Below are 14444 nucleotides of genomic sequence, written 5' to 3'. Positions count from 1 at the left end.
TCACGGTCGTCCACCTCATGCGGCACGGCGAGGTCGCCAACCCGGACGGGATCCTGTACGGGCGGCTGCCCGGGTACCACCTGTCCGAGCTCGGCCGGCAGATGGCCGACCGGGTCGCCGACCACCTCGCCGGCCGCGACATCACCTACGCCGTCTCCTCCCCGCTGGAGCGAGCCCAGGAGACGGCCACCCCGATCGCCAAGGCGCACGGCCTCGACCTCGCCACCGACGAACGGCTCATCGAGGCCGACAACATCTTCCAGGGCAAGACCTTCGGCGTCGGGGACGGAGCGCTGCGCCGGCCGGAGAACTGGAAGTACCTGGTCAACCCGTTCAAGCCGTCCTGGGGCGAGCCGTACCTCGACATCGTCGTACGGATGATGCGGGCGCTGGACGCGGCCAAGGACGCCGCCCGCGGCCACGAGGCGGTGCTGGTCAGCCACCAGCTGCCGATCTGGACGGTGCGCTCGTACGTCGAGCGGCGGCGGCTGTGGCACGACCCGCGCAAGCGGCAGTGCACGCTCGCCTCGCTGACGACCTTCACCTACCAGGGCGACCGGATCGTGTCCGTCGGCTACTCCGAGCCGGCCCGCGACCTCGTCCCGGCCCATCTCCTCGCCGGAGCCAGGCCGGTGAAGGGGAAGGACAAGGCGTTCGGCGCCTGAGACGTCCGAAACGTCCCCCTGGCGGGCCGGGTTCCCCCGGTTCCGGGTCGCTCCATGACGTCCTCGTGACATTCGTTGCGGAATCGGTGAGCTGGGCCGGAACCTCCACGTTCGTCATGTCCTCTGATTATGTGAACCAACAGAGAACATGACGAACGGGGTTGGAATGCGCGCTCTCTCTCGGAGAGGAATGCTCGGTCTCGGTGCGGGAGCCGCGGCCACCGTGGGACTCGCCGGCTGCGGCAGCCTCAAGCCGTCCCACGGGTCGACCCGTGGCCAAGGCGCCGGAGGCTCCGGAGGGCACGGCAAGAAGCCCACCGGGCAGCCCGCCCGTCCCCTCGGCGACGGCTCGACCTCCTTCACCGGCAGTCAGCCGGGACAGCCGAAGAAGCCCGAGCCGCTCGAGCCCGGCCAGACCCCGCCGCAGTTCGTCGTCTTCTCCTGGGACGGCGCCGGCGAGGTCGGCAACGGCCTCTTCCCGCGCTTCCTCGACCTCGCCAAGGAGCACGGCGCGCACATGACCTTCTTCCTCTCCGGCATCTACCTGCTGCCGGAGTCGAAGAAGCGGCTGTACGACCCGCCCAACAACCCGCGCGGCGCCTCCGATATCGGCTACCTCACCGACGACCACGTCAAGGCCACCCTGAAGAACGTCCGCCGCGCCTGGCTCGAAGGGCACGAGATAGGCACCCACTTCAACGGCCACTTCTGCTCCGGCTCCGGCACGGTCGGCAACTGGACGCCCCAGCAGTGGAAGAGCGAGATCCAGCAGGCCAAGTCCTTCGTCAAGGAGTGGCGCACCAACACCGGCTGGACCGACCTGCCCGCCCTGCCCTTCGACTACGACAAGGAACTCGTCGGCGGCCGCACCCCCTGCCTGCTCGGCCAGGACAACCTGCTGCCCACCGCCCGCGAGCTCGGCTGGCGCTACGACGCCTCCTCGCCCGGCGGCCGGCAGGTCTGGCCCGACAAGAAGCAGGGCCTGTGGGACCTGCCCCTGCAGCAGATACCTTTCCCCGGACACAGTTTCGAGGTCCTGTCGATGGACTACAACATGCTCGCCAACCAGTCGGTCAACTCCACCAACGCGCCCGCCTACAACTACCCGGCCTGGCGCGAGCAGGCCGCCCAGGCGTACATATCGGGCTTCGAGCGGGCCTTCGGCACCAACCGCGCGCCCTTCTTCATCGGCAACCACTTCGAGCAGTGGAACGGCGGCATCTACATGGACGCCGTCGAGCAGGCGCTGAAGCACATCGCGCGGGAGAAGGAGAAGGGCGCGGACGTCCGCATCGTCTCGTTCCGGCAGTTCGCCGACTGGATGGACGTCCAGAAGCCCGAGGTGCTCGCGAAGCTGCGCACCCTCGACGTCGGGCAGCAGCCGGCCGGTGGCTGGAAGGATTTCCTCAACGACGTCTCCACGGCCTCCACGGCCTCCACGGCCTCCACTGCGTCCACCGCCTCCGCGAACCCGGCCTGACGTGCGCGTTTCCGGCCCCCGGACGACCGTGAGGGGGGTGCGCAAGATCCTCGGAACGGACATGCGAAACTTTTCACATGACCGCCGCCAGCCGCGCCCCCCTGCGCTCGAACCGACGTAGCCGTGCCGCCCTCGCCGCCCTGGCCGCGGCCGCCGCGCTGACCGTGTCCGCGTGCGGTTCGGGAGGCACCTCGGGCGGGGGCGGTGACACCAACTTCGTGATGGGCAAGGACGGCATCTCCACCGCGAAGAAGGGGGAACGCGCCGCGGCGCCCGATCTGTCGGGCAAGACCGTCGACGGCGGACAGGTCGATGTCGCGTCCTTCAAGGGCAAGGTCGTCGTCCTGAACATGTGGGGCTCCTGGTGCGCCCCCTGCCGGGCCGAGGCGCGCAACTTCGAGACGGTCTACCGGGACCTCAAGGACGAGGGCGTGCAGTTCGTCGGCATCAACACCCGCGACACCAGCATCGAGAACGCGGTCGCCTTCGAGAAGCAGCAGGGCATCACCTACCCCAGCCTGTACGACCCGACCGGCAAGCTGATGCTCCGCTTCAAGAAGGGCACGCTCAACCCGCAGGCCGTCCCCTCCACCCTCGTCCTGGACCGGGACGGCGGGATCGCCGCCCGCTCGCTGGCCGCGCTCAGCGAGGAGAAGCTGCGCAAGATGGTCGCCCCGGTCCTCGCGGAGAAGTGACGTGAGCGCGGTCACCACGCTCGCCGCGACGGGCTACAACGGCACGGTGCTCAACGGCGCCCTGCTGGTCGCCCTGCCCGTCGCGCTGCTCGGCGGACTCGTCTCCTTCTTCTCCCCGTGCGTCCTGCCCCTCGTCCCCGGCTACCTCAGCTACGTCACCGGGGTCACCGGCACCGACCTGGCCGAGGCCCGGCGCGGGCGGATGGTGGCGGGCGCCTCCCTGTTCGTGCTCGGCTTCACCGCCGTGTTCGTCTCCAGCGGCGCGCTGTTCGGATACTTCGGCGACAGCCTCCAGGACAGCAAGGGCGTCCTGTCGAAGGTGCTCGGCGCGTTCATGATCCTCATGGGTCTCTTCTTCATGGGCCTGATGCCGTGGATGACCCAGCGTGAGTTCCGCCTGCACAAGCGGCCGGTGGCCGGCCTGGCCGGCGCGCCCGTCCTGGGCGCGCTGTTCGGCATCGGCTGGACGCCGTGCATCGGGCCGACGCTCGCCTCCGTGCTGGCCCTGTCCTCCCAGCAGTCCAGCGCGGGCCGCGGTGCCGTCCTGACCGTCGCCTACTGCCTCGGCCTCGGCGTGCCCTTCGTGCTCGCCGCGGTCGCCTTCCGCAAGGCGCTCGGCGCCTTCGGCTGGGTCAAGCGCCACTATGTCTGGGTGATGCGGATCGGCGGCACGATGATGATCGTGACCGGTCTGCTGCTGCTGACCGGCGCCTGGGACCGCCTCGTGCAGGACATGCAGTCCTGGTCCGCCGGCTTCACTGTGGGGATCTGATCGATGAGCAAGACCACCGCCGACAACGCCCCCGCCACGGGCGAGGACCAGGACCTGGGCGCCGCCGGCTCCCAGCTGTCCACCGCGCCCAAGGAGGAACTGCCGAACGTGCCCGCGCTGGGCGTGATCGGCTGGGCGCGCTGGTTCTGGCGCCAGCTCACCTCGATGCGGGTGGCGCTGCTGCTGCTCCTGCTGCTGTCGCTGGGCGCGATCCCGGGCTCGCTGATCCCGCAGACCGGCATCGACGCGACGAAGGTCACCCAGTTCCGCAAGGCCCACAGCATCCTCGGGCCGGTCTACGACAGGCTCGGCCTGTTCCACGTCTACAGCTCGGTGTGGTTCTCCGCGATCTACATCCTGCTGTTCATCTCGCTCATCGGCTGCATCGTTCCCCGCACCTGGCAGTTCGTGGGCCAGCTGCGCGGCCGTCCGCCGGCCGCCCCGCGCCGGCTGACCCGGCTGCCCGCCTACACCACCTGGCGCACCGCCGCCGAGCCCGAAGAGGTCCGCGAGGCCGCGCTCGCGCTGCTGAAGAAGCGCCGCTTCCGGGCGCACCCCACGGGTGACGCGGTCGCCGCCGAGAAGGGCTATCTGCGCGAGGTCGGCAACCTCGCCTTCCACGTCGCGCTGATCGTGATGCTGGTCGCCTTCGCCTGGGGCCAGCTGTTCAAGTCCGAGGGCTACAAGCTGGTGGTCGAGGGCGACGGCTTCGCCAACACCATCACCCAGTACGACAACTTCAAGTCGGGCAACCTCTTCACCACCGACGACCTCACCCCCTTCAGCTTCGACCTGAAGGACTTCCGGGGCACCTACGAGGAGACCGGCCCCAACCGGGGCACGCCGCGCACCTACCAGGCCAGGATCGACTACAGCGTGGGCGCGTACGGCAAGGAGAAGAGCACCACGATCCGGGTCAACGACCCGCTGGCCGTCGGCGACTCCAAGGTGTACCTCGCCAGCCACGGCTACGCGCCCGTCGTCACCGTCCGCGACGGCAAGGGCAACGTCGTCTACCGCGACGCCGTGCCGCTGCTGCCGCTGGACTCCTTCGCCACCTCCTCCGGCGCGATCAAGGTGATGGACGGCTACCGCAACGCCAAGGGCGTCCGCGAGCAGCTCGGTTTCCAGGCGTTCTTCCTGCCGACCTACACCGTGGGCAGCGAGACGGCCTCCACCTTCCCGGCGCTGCGCAACCCGACGCTGAACCTGGTCGGCTACCACGGCGACCTCGGCGTCGACTCGGGCATCCCGCAGAGCGTGTACCAGCTCGACCTGAAGAACATGAAGCCGTTCAAGAAGGCCGACGGCCAGGTGCTGCGCAAGAACCTGCACCCCGGCCAGACCATGACGCTCCCCGGCGGCGCCGGCTCGATCACCCTCGAGAAGCACGTCCGGGAGTGGGCGCAGTTCCAGATCGCCCAGCAGCCCGGCAGCGGGTGGGCGCTGGGCGGTTCGCTGGTGGCGATCTTCGGTCTCGCCGCGTCGCTGTTCGTCCAGCGGCGCCGGGTCTGGGTGCGGGCGACGCGGGGCGCCGACGGCGTCACGGTCGTCGAGATGGCCGGGCTCGGCCGCAGCGAGTCCGCCAAGGTGCCCGAGGAACTCGGCGACCTCGCCGGAATCCTCTACGACCAGGCGCCGGGCGCCCCCGACGCAGACGCCGACTCCGACTCCGGCCCCGGCCCCGGCGCCGACTCCGGCTCCGGCTCCGGCTCCGGCTCCGGCTCCGGCTCCGGCTCCGGCTCCGGCTCCGGCCCCGACTCCGGCTCCGGCCCCGACGCCGACTCCGGCTCCGGCTCCGGCTCCGGCCCCGACTCCGTCCCGGCCGCCACCGACCCCGCCGATCCCTCCGACTCCGCCGATCCCTCCGATTCCCCCGACCCCGAAGTCGTTCCTGCCGAAGGGGCTGAGAAGCAGTGACTCTCGCCGCCGCCACCAACGAACACCTCGCGAACATCAGCAACACGCTGATCTACTCCGCGATGGCCGTCTACACCCTGGCCTTCTTCGCCTACATCACCGAATGGCTCTTCGGCAGCCGCAGCAAGGTGGGCCGCACGGCCGCCGCGCTCACCGAGCCCAGGACGTCCACGACGTCCAAGGCGGCGGCCCCCGCCGTCACCGTCAAGAAGGCCGGCGGCACCGCCGTGCTGGAGCGGCCGAAGGTCGTCGTGCGGTCCTCCGCCGGCTCCCGTGACGTGCCGGACGGGCCGGGGGCGCACGGCGGGGACGCCCAGGGCGACCTCTACGGCCGGATCGCCGTCTCCCTCACCGCGCTCGCCTTCCTCGTCGAGGCCGGCGGGGTGCTCGCGCGGGCCCTCTCGGTGGAGCGGGCGCCGTGGGGCAACATGTACGAGTTCAACATCACCTTCTCGACGGTCGCCGTCGGCGTGTACCTCACGCTGCTCGCGCTGAAGAAGAACATCCGCTGGCTCGGGCTGTTCCTGATCACCACGGTCCTGCTCGACCTCGGTCTCGCCGTCACCGTCCTGTACACCGCCAGCGCCCAGCTCGTGCCCGCCCTGCACTCGTACTGGCTGTACATCCACGTCTCCACGGCGATCCTGTGCGGCGCGGTCTTCTACGTCGGCGCGGTCGCCACGCTGCTGTACCTGTTCAAGGACAGCTACGAGAACAAGCTCGCGGGCGGCGGTACCCCCGGCCGCTTCGCCGCGTCGTTCCTGGAGCGGCTGCCCGCCTCGGCGACCCTCGACAAGTTCTCCTACCGCGTCAACGCGGCCGTCTTCCCGCTGTGGACGTTCACCATCATCGCGGGCGCGATCTGGGCGGGCGACGCGTGGGGCCGCTACTGGGGCTGGGACCCCAAGGAGACCTGGTCGTTCATCACCTGGGTCGCCTACGCCGGTTACCTGCACGCCCGCGCCACGGCCGGCTGGAAGGGCCGCAAGGCCGCCTACCTCGCCCTGCTCGCCTTCGGCTGCTGGCTGTTCAACTACTACGGCGTGAACATCTTCGTCTCCGGCAAGCACTCCTACGCGGGCGTGTAGGACGCGGTTCCAACCCCTTCGGGTGCGCGACGTTCCCGTGCGAGTCAGGCTGGTGTCATGACCGGTTCCATCGAACAGGGCACCAGCCAGACCCACGGGAACACGCGCATCCTGCACTTCCTGGTGCGGCTCCCGCGGCCCATGGAGCAGGCCTGGCCGGCACTGGCCACCCCGGAGGGGCTCGCGGAGTGGTTCACCGCCGCCGACGTCCTCGAGCCCCGGCTCGGCGGTGAGGTCTCCCTGCGCGACCTGGGCGACGGGCAGGTCACGGCGTGGGACGTGGACCGGGTCGCCGAGTACACGCTGCGGGGCGGCGGGAGGGTCAGGTTCCACCTGGAACGGGCCGGTGAGGACGGCTGCCTGCTCCGCTTCACCCATGAGTTCCAGGGCGAGCACGAGTCCGAGGCCCGCTGGCGGGCCCGCTTCGAGCGCCTGATCGACGTCCTGGAGACCCGGGCCTAGGACGCTCCCGGGGGGCGTCGCGCGCGGTCACGCACCCCTTCACTCACCGATGTCCTCGTTCCACAGGGCCGGATGCCGGTCGATGAAGTCGCGCATCGTCCCGACGCACTCGGGGTCGTCCAGCAGCACGATCTCCACGCCGTGCTCCGTCAGCCAGTCGTGCCCGCCGTGGAAGGTCTCCGCCTCGCCGATCACGACCCGGGAGATGCCGAACTGCCGGACCAGGCCGGAGCAGTACCAGCACGGCGACAGGGTCGTCACCATCGTCGTGCCGCGGTACGAGCGCTGCCGTCCCGCCGCCCGGAACGCGGCCGTCTCCGCGTGCGCCGAGGGGTCGCCGTCCTGGATGCGCCGGTTGTGGCCCCGCCCGAGGAGGGTGCCGTCGGCGCCGTACAGCGCGGCCCCGATCGGGATGCCGCCCTCGGCGAGGCCGGCGCGGGCCTCCGCGACGGCGGTGGTGAGCCAGGTGCGTGCCTGTGCCGGATCCATGCGCCCCACTCTCCTGTGACCGAAACCCGAGGGCAACCGCCGTCGATCGGCCGTAGCCGTAGCCGTAGCCGTAGCCGTAGCCGTAGCCGTAGCCGTAGCCGTAGCCGTAGCCGTAGCCGTAGCCGTAGCCGTAGCCGTAGCCGTAGCCGTAGCCGTAGCCGTAGCCGTAGCCGTAGCCGTAGCCGTAGCCGTAGCCGTAGCCGTAGCCGTAGCCGCAGTCGCAGTCGCAGTCGCAGTGGTCGTGGCCATGGGGGCCGGGATCTTCCGGCGTTCTTCCCTTACGGGCGGTTTCCCCTAAGAAACGGTACAGAAGGCGCCCCATCCCCTACGGTGAGCGCGTGGACGAAGAAGAGGACAAGCGTCTGGCCGCCCTCACCCCCGAGGTCTCCCGCCTCTCCATCGACCTGCTGCGCAGGGCGGCCGGCGCCTACCCCGCCGAGGAGATCGCCCGGGAGGCCCTGGACTGCGCCGACCACATCCTCGACCGCTACGGCACGGACGGCCTGCGCGTCCTCGTCATGAGCCTCACCTGCTGGGCCACCGTTCAGGTGGAGATCAACGCGCACGCCTCCGGCCGCCCCCTGCAGTCCCTGCTGGACGACATGCTCCTGACCTGGCTGGAGACCGACCCGGAGGAGTGAGCGGCGGTGCCCGGGGGCGCCGGCCGGCCGTCCCTCAGTGCGCCCCGCCCACCCGCAGCAGCAGCTTGCCGGTGCTGGTCCGCGCCCCCATCAGACGGTGCGCCTCGGCCGCCTCCTCCAGGGCGAACTCGGCCGTCACCGGCAAGGACACCGTCCCGTCCACCGCCTTCGCGAAGGCCCGTTCGGCCAGTGACCGCAGCTCGCCGGGAGCGGTCCGCGCCAGCGTGAGGATCGAGAAGCCGCCGACCGACACACCCTGCGGGTACAGCTCGGGCTGCCCCACGCTCCAGGCCGGCGCCGAACTCGCGTTGCCGAAGGAGACCAGCCGCCCGAAGACCGCGAGCGAGGCCAGCCCGGCCCGGAGGGTGTCGCCGCCGACGGGGTCGAGCACGAGGTCGACCCCGCGGCCGCCGGTCGCCGCCCGCACCGGCTCCGCGAACTCCCCGACGAACACCTCGTCGTAGCCCTGCTCGCGCGCGTACGCCGCCTTCGCCGCGCCCGACACCACGCCGTACACCGCCCCGGCGCCCGCCGCCTTCGCCAACTGTCCCGCCACGGTGCCGACCCCGCCCGCCGCGCCCTGCACGAGCACCGTCTCGCCGGGCTGCAGCCGGCCCACGGAGTGGACGAGCGCGTAAGCCGTGGGCAGCACGGTCGGCAGTGCCGCCGCCGTGCGCGGGTCCACACCCGTCGGGAGCGGGAAGACCGTCACGGCGTCGGCGAGGACCACGTCCGCGTACGCCCCGCCGCCCGTCAGCGCCGTCACCTCCTGGCCCGCGGTCAGACCGACGACGCCCTCGCCCACCGCCCGGACGCGGCCGGACACCTCCAGGCCCGGCCGGAACGGCAGGTCCGTGACCCGGTAGCCCTCCGAACGCGCCTTGAGGTCGGCGAAGTTGACCCCGGTGTACGCCACGTCGACGCTCACCTGGCCGGGGCCCGGCTCGGGCACGTCGGCCTCCACCACCCCGAGGACCTCGGGACCGCCGTACTCCTGGAACTCCACCGCGCGCATGCCACACCCCGTCCAGCCGAAAACTGTTCAATCAAAAGCGAACAGTCGGTGAGTGTATGGTTTCCATCGAACACTGGCAAGCGGAGCAGCGGACAGGAGCACGGCGTGGCACAGCGGACCTCCACCGGTCATCGGGCCGCCCCCGAACACACCCACCCCGACGACGTCCCCGTGCAGACGGCGCTGGCCGCCCTCGCCGACCCGGTACGCCTCACCCTGGTGCGGGAACTGGCGGAGTCGGCCGAGTGGTCGCGCAGTTGCGGCGGCTTCGACGTGCCGGTCGGCAAGGCGGCGCTCAGCCACCACTTCGCCGTACTGCGCGGGGCGGGCCTGGTGGAGCAGCGCGACGAGGGCCCCCGGCGGGTCAACCGCCTGCGCAGAAGGGAGTTCGACGCCCGCTTCCCGGGCCTGCTGGAACTCGTCCTGCGGCAGGACGACCCGCCCCGGGAGGCATGACCCGCGCGAGCGGGCGGCCCGCACCGTGCCGGGTACCGGGTGCCGTCACCCCCGGCAGGCGGCCGCGCCCTCAGGCGCCGTCGTTCTCCTCGCCGCGCCGGTTCTCCTCGCGCAGCGACTTCAGGAACTCGGGGTTGTCGTCGGGCGCGACCCAGCGGGTCCGGCCGGCGGACGGCGCGGTGCGCCTCCGGCCGGCGACCAGCCACGCCACCGGGCCGACGAGCACCTCGCCGAACAGCAGGATGACGAACACCCAGGCCACCTTGGGCAGCCCGCGCACCTCGTCCTCGGGCGTGTTCAGGCAGTCCACGAACGCGTAGATCCACAGCGCCAGGACCAGTAGGAAGGGCAGATACCTGAGCATCGTCGTGCGATCCCCCAGACGAGTGAGCGGGCCCCGGTGACCGGGCCAGCGTATCGGGTGGCAGATACTGGGACGCATGGCATACGACGATCTTCGCTCGCTGCTCAGGGCACTGGAACGCGAGGGCGACCTCAAGCGTGTCAAGGCCGAGGTGGACCCGTACCTGGAGGTCGGGGAGATCGTCGACCGGGTGCAGAAGGCGGGCGGCCCGGCGCTGCTGTTCGAGAACGTGAAGGGCTCCTCGATGCCCCTCGCGATGAACGTCTTCGGCACCGACCGCCGCCTGCTCAAGGCCCTGGGCCTGAAGGCGTACGGCGACATCAGCGACAAGATCGGCGGACTGCTGAGGCCGGAGCTGCCGCACGGGTTCGTCGGCGTCCGCGAGGCCTTCGGCAAGCTCGGCGCGATGGCGCACGTACCGCCGAGGAAGGTGAAGGACGCGCCGGTGCAGGAGGTCGTGCTGACCGGCGACGACGTCGACCTGGAGCGGCTGCCGGCCCTGTTCACCTGGCCCAAGGACGGCGGCTCCTTCTTCAACCTGGGGCTGACCCACACCAAGGACCCGGAGACCGGGATCCGCAACCTCGGCCTGTACCGCCTCCAGCGCCACGACCGGCGCACGATCGGCATGCACTGGCAGATCCACAAGGACAGCCGCAACCACTACCAGGTGGCGGCCAGGCGCGGCGAGCGCCTGCCGGTCGCCATCGCCTTCGGCTGCCCCCCGGCCGTCACCTACGCCTCCACCGCCCCGCTCCCCGGCGACATCGACGAGTACCTCTTCGCCGGGTTCGTCGCGGGCCGGCGGATCGAGATGGTCGACTGCAAGACCGTCCCGCTGCAGGTGCCGGCGAACGCGGAGGTCGTGCTGGAGGGCTGGCTGGAGCCCGGCGAGATGCTGCCCGAGGGCCCCTTCGGCGACCACACCGGCTTCTACACCCCGCAGGAGCCCTTCCCCGCCCTGACGATCGACTGCGTGACGATGCGCAGGCGGCCCCTGCTGCAGTCGATCGTGGTCGGCAGGCCCCCGACGGAGGACGGCCCGCTCGGCCGGGCGACGGAGCGGTTCTTCCTCCCGCTGCTGAAGATCATCGTCCCGGACATCGTGGACTACCACCTGCCGGAGGCGGGCGGGTTCCACAACTGCGCGATCGTCTCGATCGACAAGAAGTACCCCAAGCACGCGCAGAAGGTGATGCACGCGATCTGGGGGGCGCACATGATGTCCCTGACGAAGCTGATCGTGGTGGTCGACTCCGACTGCGACGTGCACGACCTGCACGAGGTCGCGTGGCGGGCCCTGGGCAACACGGACTACGCCCGCGACCTCAGCGTCGTCGAAGGCCCCGTCGACCACCTCGACCACGCCTCCTACCAGCAGTTCTGGGGCGGCAAGGCGGGCATCGACGCGACGAAGAAGTGGCCCGAGGAGGGCTACACCCGCGACGGCGGCTGGCCGGACATGGTCCTGTCCGATCCGGAGACGGCGGCGAAGGTCGACCGCCGCTGGAAGGAGTACGGCCTGTGAGCAGCGCCTCCGCCGCGATTCCGCAGCCAGGACGCACCAGGGCGTTCCTGCGCCTGGTGATGATCGAGCACTCCGTCTTCGCCCTGCCGTTCGCGTACATCGCCGCGCTCACCGCGATGTACGAGTGGGACGAGAACATCCACTGGGGCAAGCTGCTGCTGGTCACCGTCTGCATGGTGGGCCTGCGCACCTTCGCCATGGCGGTGAACCGGATCATCGACCGGGAGATCGACGCCCGCAACCCGCGCACGGCGCACCGCGAGCTGGTGACCGGCGCGATGTCGGTGAAGCACGCCTGGACGGGCGCCCTGATCGCGGTGGTCGTCTTCCTCGGCTCCGCCGCCCTGCTGAACCCCCTCTGCCTGGCCCTGGCCCCCGTCGCGGTGATCCCGATGGTGGTCTACCCGTACGGCAAGCGGTTCACGAACTTCCCGCAGGCCATCCTGGGCCTCGCCCAGGCGATGGGTCCGGTCGGCGGCTGGCTCGCCATCACCGGCGAGTGGTCCTGGGACGCGGTGATCCTGGGCCTCGCGGTCGGCGTCTGGATCGGCGGCTTCGACCTGATCTACGCCTGCCAGGACGTCGAGACCGACCGCGAGATCGGCGTCAGGTCGGTCCCGGCCCGCTTCGGCATCCCCGCGGCGATCCGGGGCGCCCGGGTCTGCCACGCGGTGACCACGGCCCTGTTCGTCTGGTACGCCCTCGCCACCGGCGCGGGCGCCTTCTTCTGGCTGGGCCTGCTGATCGTGGCGGGCGCGTTCGGGTACGAGCACTCGATCGTCCGCCCGCACGACCTGTCCCGCCTGAACCGGGCCTTCTTCAGTGTCAACGGCTTCATCGGCATCGCCCTGTTCGTCTGTGCCCTGCTGGACCTGCTGGTGCGGGGGCTGACGCTGTAGCCGCGCGGTCACTGTGGTGCGGGCGGCCCCGGCCGCCCAGGGTGCGTCCGCAGGCGCCACCGTGCCGGAGCTGTTCGGCCTGAGCAGAACGACCCCGGTTGCCGTACCGCTTCTCTCTCACTCGTTCGAGCGGTGGAAAAGATCTGGTGCCGCTCCAGCGGTTCATCGCGCAGTGGGCCGTCTACGTCCACATCCAGCGTCAGCCCCACCTGGCGGCAGCCCTTCGCCACTGGGAAGACGCCGCCGAGTCGGGCGGCGCCCTCCAGGCACGGCAAGCTGCCTCCGAGATCGGGCGGCTGCTGGACGAAGCCCACGGGGCCATCGGCCTGTCGGCCCGGTGAGCGCGGGCTGGAGCTGGGAGTACGACCCGGGCCACGCCCACGTGGCGGGCGGTGTCCCTGCCCAGGTGGTGGCGGAAGCGGAGCGCCTGGCGGACCAGCTCGTCGACCTGGCCGGTACGGGCGTCGACATCAGTGACCTCGGCAACGGCCCTCGGCCGGGCGGACTGCGCCGTATGGACGCCGCCGGTGGCTGGTTCCACTTCCTCGTGGCACCACGGGACCCGCTGATCATCATCGTCCGCATCGCCCCCGTTCGGCGCGCTGTAGCACTGGACCACCACCGTCTTCGCATGCCAGGGGCGCGCCGGCTCCCCGTCGACCCCGAGGGGCCCGGCCGGTCCCGAGCACCCCTCGTCCCACCGGTACGCTCAAGATGTGAACGCAGGAGAAACGCAGCGCACGCCTTGGATCGTGGGGGTGTCCGGGGCATCCGGCACGCCGTATGCCGCCGCGGTGCTGCGCGCGCTGCTGGACGCCGGTGAGAGCGTCGACCTGGTCGTCAGCCGGGCCTCGCGGCTCACCCTGCTCGACGAGACGGGGATCTCCTTCCGGGACGGCCACTGGCAGGACGACCTGCGGGAATGGCTGTCGCGGGGGGCCGACGGCAAGCCGGGCCGCTTCCAGGTCGACCTCGCGGGCGTACGGCACTGGAGCGCGGGGGACCTCGCCGCCGGGCCGTCCTCGGGGTCGTACCCGAGCAAGGGCATGCTGATCGTGCCCGCTTCCACGGCCTGCGTCGCGGGCGTCGCGCTCGGGCTGTCCAAGGACCTGCTGCAGCGGGCGGCGAGCGTCACGCTCAAGGAGCGCCGCAAGCTGGTCGTGGCGGTGCGCGAGGCCCCGCTGGGCGGCCAGACCCTGCGTCACCTGGTCGCCCTGGACGACGCCGGCGCGAGCGTGGTGCCGGCCTCGCCGGGCTTCTACGCGGGCGCCACCCACATCCAGGACCTGGTGGACTTCGTCGCCGGGCGGGTGCTGGACGCGGCGGGTGTCGAGCACGGCCTGTACCGGCGGTGGAAGGGCGACCTGGGCGGCGGCGCGCCGGGCCGGTAGAGCACGCGGCCCCCCGCAACTTCTCAGCACCCCCAGCACCACCTCCCACTACTTCTCAGAACTTCACAGCACCTCAGACTTCAGGAACTCCTACAGCGGAAGGCTTCGATCGCATGGACGCGGTGGACAGGCAGCTCATCCAGGCCCTGAGGGAGAACGGCCGGGCCTCGTACGCGGAACTGGGGCGCCTCGTCGGCCTGTCGGGACCCAGCGTGACCGACCGCATCAACCGGCTGGAGGCGGCCGGCGTCATCACCGGCTACCGCGCCACCGTCGACGCCGCCTCCCTCGGCCTCGGCGTCACCGCGCTGATCGGCATCTCGCTCTCCGACGCCGCCGACCACGAGGACGTGGCGATGCGGCTGAAGGACCTCGGGGAGATCGAGGACTGCTGGTTCATCGCCGGCGACGACTCGTTCATGCTCAAGGTCCGGGCGGCGGACGTGGACGGCCTGGAGCGGATCATCCGGCGGCTGTCCGGGACCAAGGGCGTCTCCCGGACCCGTACCACCATCGTGCTGTCCACGAAGTGGGAGAACCGGGTGGGTGAGCTGCCGGAAGAGGTCTGACGGGCGCAGC

At 71.1% G+C, this 14444-nt stretch carries 15 protein-coding genes and 2 pseudogenes; 14 read left to right on the top strand and 3 right to left on the bottom strand.

From position 1 onward, the window contains the following. Positions 1–17 precede the first annotated feature (17 nt). The 7 genes from VKA29_RS16575 to VKA29_RS16545 all read left to right on the top strand — a co-directional run bounded on the left by VKA29_RS16575 (position 18) and on the right by VKA29_RS16545 (position 7082). On the top strand, positions 18–665 hold the full coding sequence (locus VKA29_RS16575) for a histidine phosphatase family protein (RefSeq protein ID WP_324786523.1): 648 nt from the start codon (positions 18–20) through the stop codon (positions 663–665). A 166-nt stretch (positions 666–831) separates the two neighbouring features. Continuing rightward, a complete protein-coding gene (locus VKA29_RS16570) occupies positions 832–2145 on the top strand; it encodes a polysaccharide deacetylase family protein (protein ID WP_324786418.1) in 1314 nt (437 codons plus the stop codon). A gap of 77 nt (positions 2146–2222) precedes the next feature. Continuing rightward, positions 2223–2840, top strand: coding sequence for a TlpA disulfide reductase family protein (locus VKA29_RS16565; protein WP_324786417.1), 618 nt, complete (start codon positions 2223–2225; stop codon positions 2838–2840). 1 nt (position 2841) lies between these two features. Then, entirely contained in the window at positions 2842–3612 is a 771-nt protein-coding gene (locus VKA29_RS16560; RefSeq protein WP_324786416.1) for a cytochrome c biogenesis CcdA family protein, read from the top strand. Positions 3613–3615: 3 nt separating this feature from the next. Continuing rightward, positions 3616–5532 (top strand): cytochrome c biogenesis protein ResB, encoded by a 1917-nt coding sequence (gene resB / locus VKA29_RS16555; protein WP_324786415.1) that lies wholly within the window; start codon positions 3616–3618, stop codon positions 5530–5532. Next, positions 5529–6620 (top strand): c-type cytochrome biogenesis protein CcsB, encoded by a 1092-nt coding sequence (ccsB, locus tag VKA29_RS16550; protein ID WP_324786414.1) that lies wholly within the window; start codon positions 5529–5531, stop codon positions 6618–6620. Before resB ends, ccsB begins: the two co-directional genes overlap by 4 nt. 57 nt (positions 6621–6677) lie before the next feature. After that, positions 6678–7082, top strand: coding sequence for an SRPBCC domain-containing protein (locus VKA29_RS16545; protein ID WP_324786413.1), 405 nt, complete (start codon positions 6678–6680; stop codon positions 7080–7082). Between the two features lie 39 nt (positions 7083–7121). Here VKA29_RS16545 and VKA29_RS16540 read toward each other — a convergent pair whose 3' ends face one another. Continuing rightward, positions 7122–7571 (bottom strand): nucleoside deaminase, encoded by a 450-nt coding sequence (locus VKA29_RS16540; RefSeq protein ID WP_324786411.1) that lies wholly within the window; start codon positions 7569–7571, stop codon positions 7122–7124. A 338-nt stretch (positions 7572–7909) separates the two neighbouring features. Here VKA29_RS16540 and VKA29_RS16535 point away from each other — a divergent pair, with 338 nt between their 5' ends. After that, positions 7910–8212 (top strand): hypothetical protein, encoded by a 303-nt coding sequence (locus VKA29_RS16535; RefSeq protein WP_324786410.1) that lies wholly within the window; start codon positions 7910–7912, stop codon positions 8210–8212. 34 nt (positions 8213–8246) lie between these two features. On the opposite strand, the gene VKA29_RS16530 is transcribed toward VKA29_RS16535, so the two are convergent. Next, positions 8247–9227: a quinone oxidoreductase family protein gene (locus VKA29_RS16530; protein ID WP_324786409.1), complete on the bottom strand. Its 981-nt coding sequence runs from the start codon at positions 9225–9227 to the stop codon at positions 8247–8249. Positions 9228–9332: 105 nt separating this feature from the next. On the opposite strand from VKA29_RS16530, the gene VKA29_RS16525 reads away from it, so the two are divergent. Then, positions 9333–9683 carry a transcriptional regulator gene (locus VKA29_RS16525; RefSeq protein ID WP_324786408.1) on the top strand — a complete coding sequence of 117 codons (351 nt, stop codon included), beginning with the start codon at positions 9333–9335 and terminating at the stop codon, positions 9681–9683. 88 nt (positions 9684–9771) lie between these two features. Here VKA29_RS16525 and VKA29_RS16520 read toward each other — a convergent pair. Beyond that, positions 9772–10047 (bottom strand): annotated as a pseudogene (locus tag VKA29_RS16520) (PLD nuclease N-terminal domain-containing protein); the annotation flags it as partial. Positions 10048–10123: 76 nt separating this feature from the next. On the opposite strand from VKA29_RS16520, the gene VKA29_RS16515 reads away from it, so the two are divergent. The 5 genes and pseudogenes from VKA29_RS16515 (at position 10124) to VKA29_RS16495 (ending at position 14434) form a co-directional block, all read left to right on the top strand. Beyond that, on the top strand, positions 10124–11575 hold the full coding sequence (locus VKA29_RS16515; RefSeq protein ID WP_324786406.1) for a menaquinone biosynthesis decarboxylase: 1452 nt from the start codon (positions 10124–10126) through the stop codon (positions 11573–11575). Further along, positions 11572–12474 (top strand): menaquinone biosynthesis prenyltransferase MqnP, encoded by a 903-nt coding sequence (gene mqnP, locus VKA29_RS16510; protein WP_324786404.1) that lies wholly within the window; start codon positions 11572–11574, stop codon positions 12472–12474. The genes VKA29_RS16515 and mqnP overlap by 4 nt, the downstream gene beginning before the upstream one ends. A 134-nt stretch (positions 12475–12608) precedes the next feature. Continuing rightward, a pseudogene (locus VKA29_RS16505) lies at positions 12609–12815 on the top strand (hypothetical protein); the annotation flags it as partial. Positions 12816–13190: 375 nt separating this feature from the next. Beyond that, complete coding sequence (locus VKA29_RS16500) at positions 13191–13865, top strand: UbiX family flavin prenyltransferase (protein ID WP_324786401.1); 675 nt, start codon at positions 13191–13193, stop codon at positions 13863–13865. Positions 13866–13978: 113 nt separating this feature from the next. After that, on the top strand, positions 13979–14434 hold the full coding sequence (locus VKA29_RS16495) for an Lrp/AsnC family transcriptional regulator (protein ID WP_324786400.1): 456 nt from the start codon (positions 13979–13981) through the stop codon (positions 14432–14434). Positions 14435–14444: the final 10 nt, after the last annotated feature.

It is taken from the genome of Streptomyces sp. H51 (assembly GCF_035656535.1).
Taxonomy (GTDB): Bacteria; Actinomycetota; Actinomycetes; order Streptomycetales; family Streptomycetaceae; genus Streptomyces.
The sequence above is the reverse complement of the archived record's forward strand: the minus strand, read 5'-3'. Positions and strand labels throughout refer to the sequence as shown.

What these genes read in the sequence shown, in the direction of transcription:
- VKA29_RS16575 (WP_324786523.1), top strand. Translation starts at nt 18, where the DNA reads ATGCGGCACGGCGAGGTCGCCAACCCGGACGGGATCCTGTACGGGCGG.
- VKA29_RS16570 (WP_324786418.1), top strand. Translation starts at nt 832, where the DNA reads ATGCGCGCTCTCTCTCGGAGAGGAATGCTCGGTCTCGGTGCGGGAGCC.
- VKA29_RS16565 (WP_324786417.1), top strand. Translation starts at nt 2,223, where the DNA reads ATGACCGCCGCCAGCCGCGCCCCCCTGCGCTCGAACCGACGTAGCCGT.
- resB (WP_324786415.1), top strand. Translation starts at nt 3,616, where the DNA reads ATGAGCAAGACCACCGCCGACAACGCCCCCGCCACGGGCGAGGACCAG.
- VKA29_RS16545 (WP_324786413.1), top strand. Translation starts at nt 6,678, where the DNA reads ATGACCGGTTCCATCGAACAGGGCACCAGCCAGACCCACGGGAACACG.
- VKA29_RS16540 (WP_324786411.1), bottom strand. Translation starts at nt 7,571, where the DNA reads ATGGATCCGGCACAGGCACGCACCTGGCTCACCACCGCCGTCGCGGAG.
- VKA29_RS16530 (WP_324786409.1), bottom strand. Translation starts at nt 9,227, where the DNA reads ATGCGCGCGGTGGAGTTCCAGGAGTACGGCGGTCCCGAGGTCCTCGGG.
- VKA29_RS16515 (WP_324786406.1), top strand. Translation starts at nt 10,124, where the DNA reads ATGGCATACGACGATCTTCGCTCGCTGCTCAGGGCACTGGAACGCGAG.
- VKA29_RS16495 (WP_324786400.1), top strand. Translation starts at nt 13,979, where the DNA reads ATGGACGCGGTGGACAGGCAGCTCATCCAGGCCCTGAGGGAGAACGGC.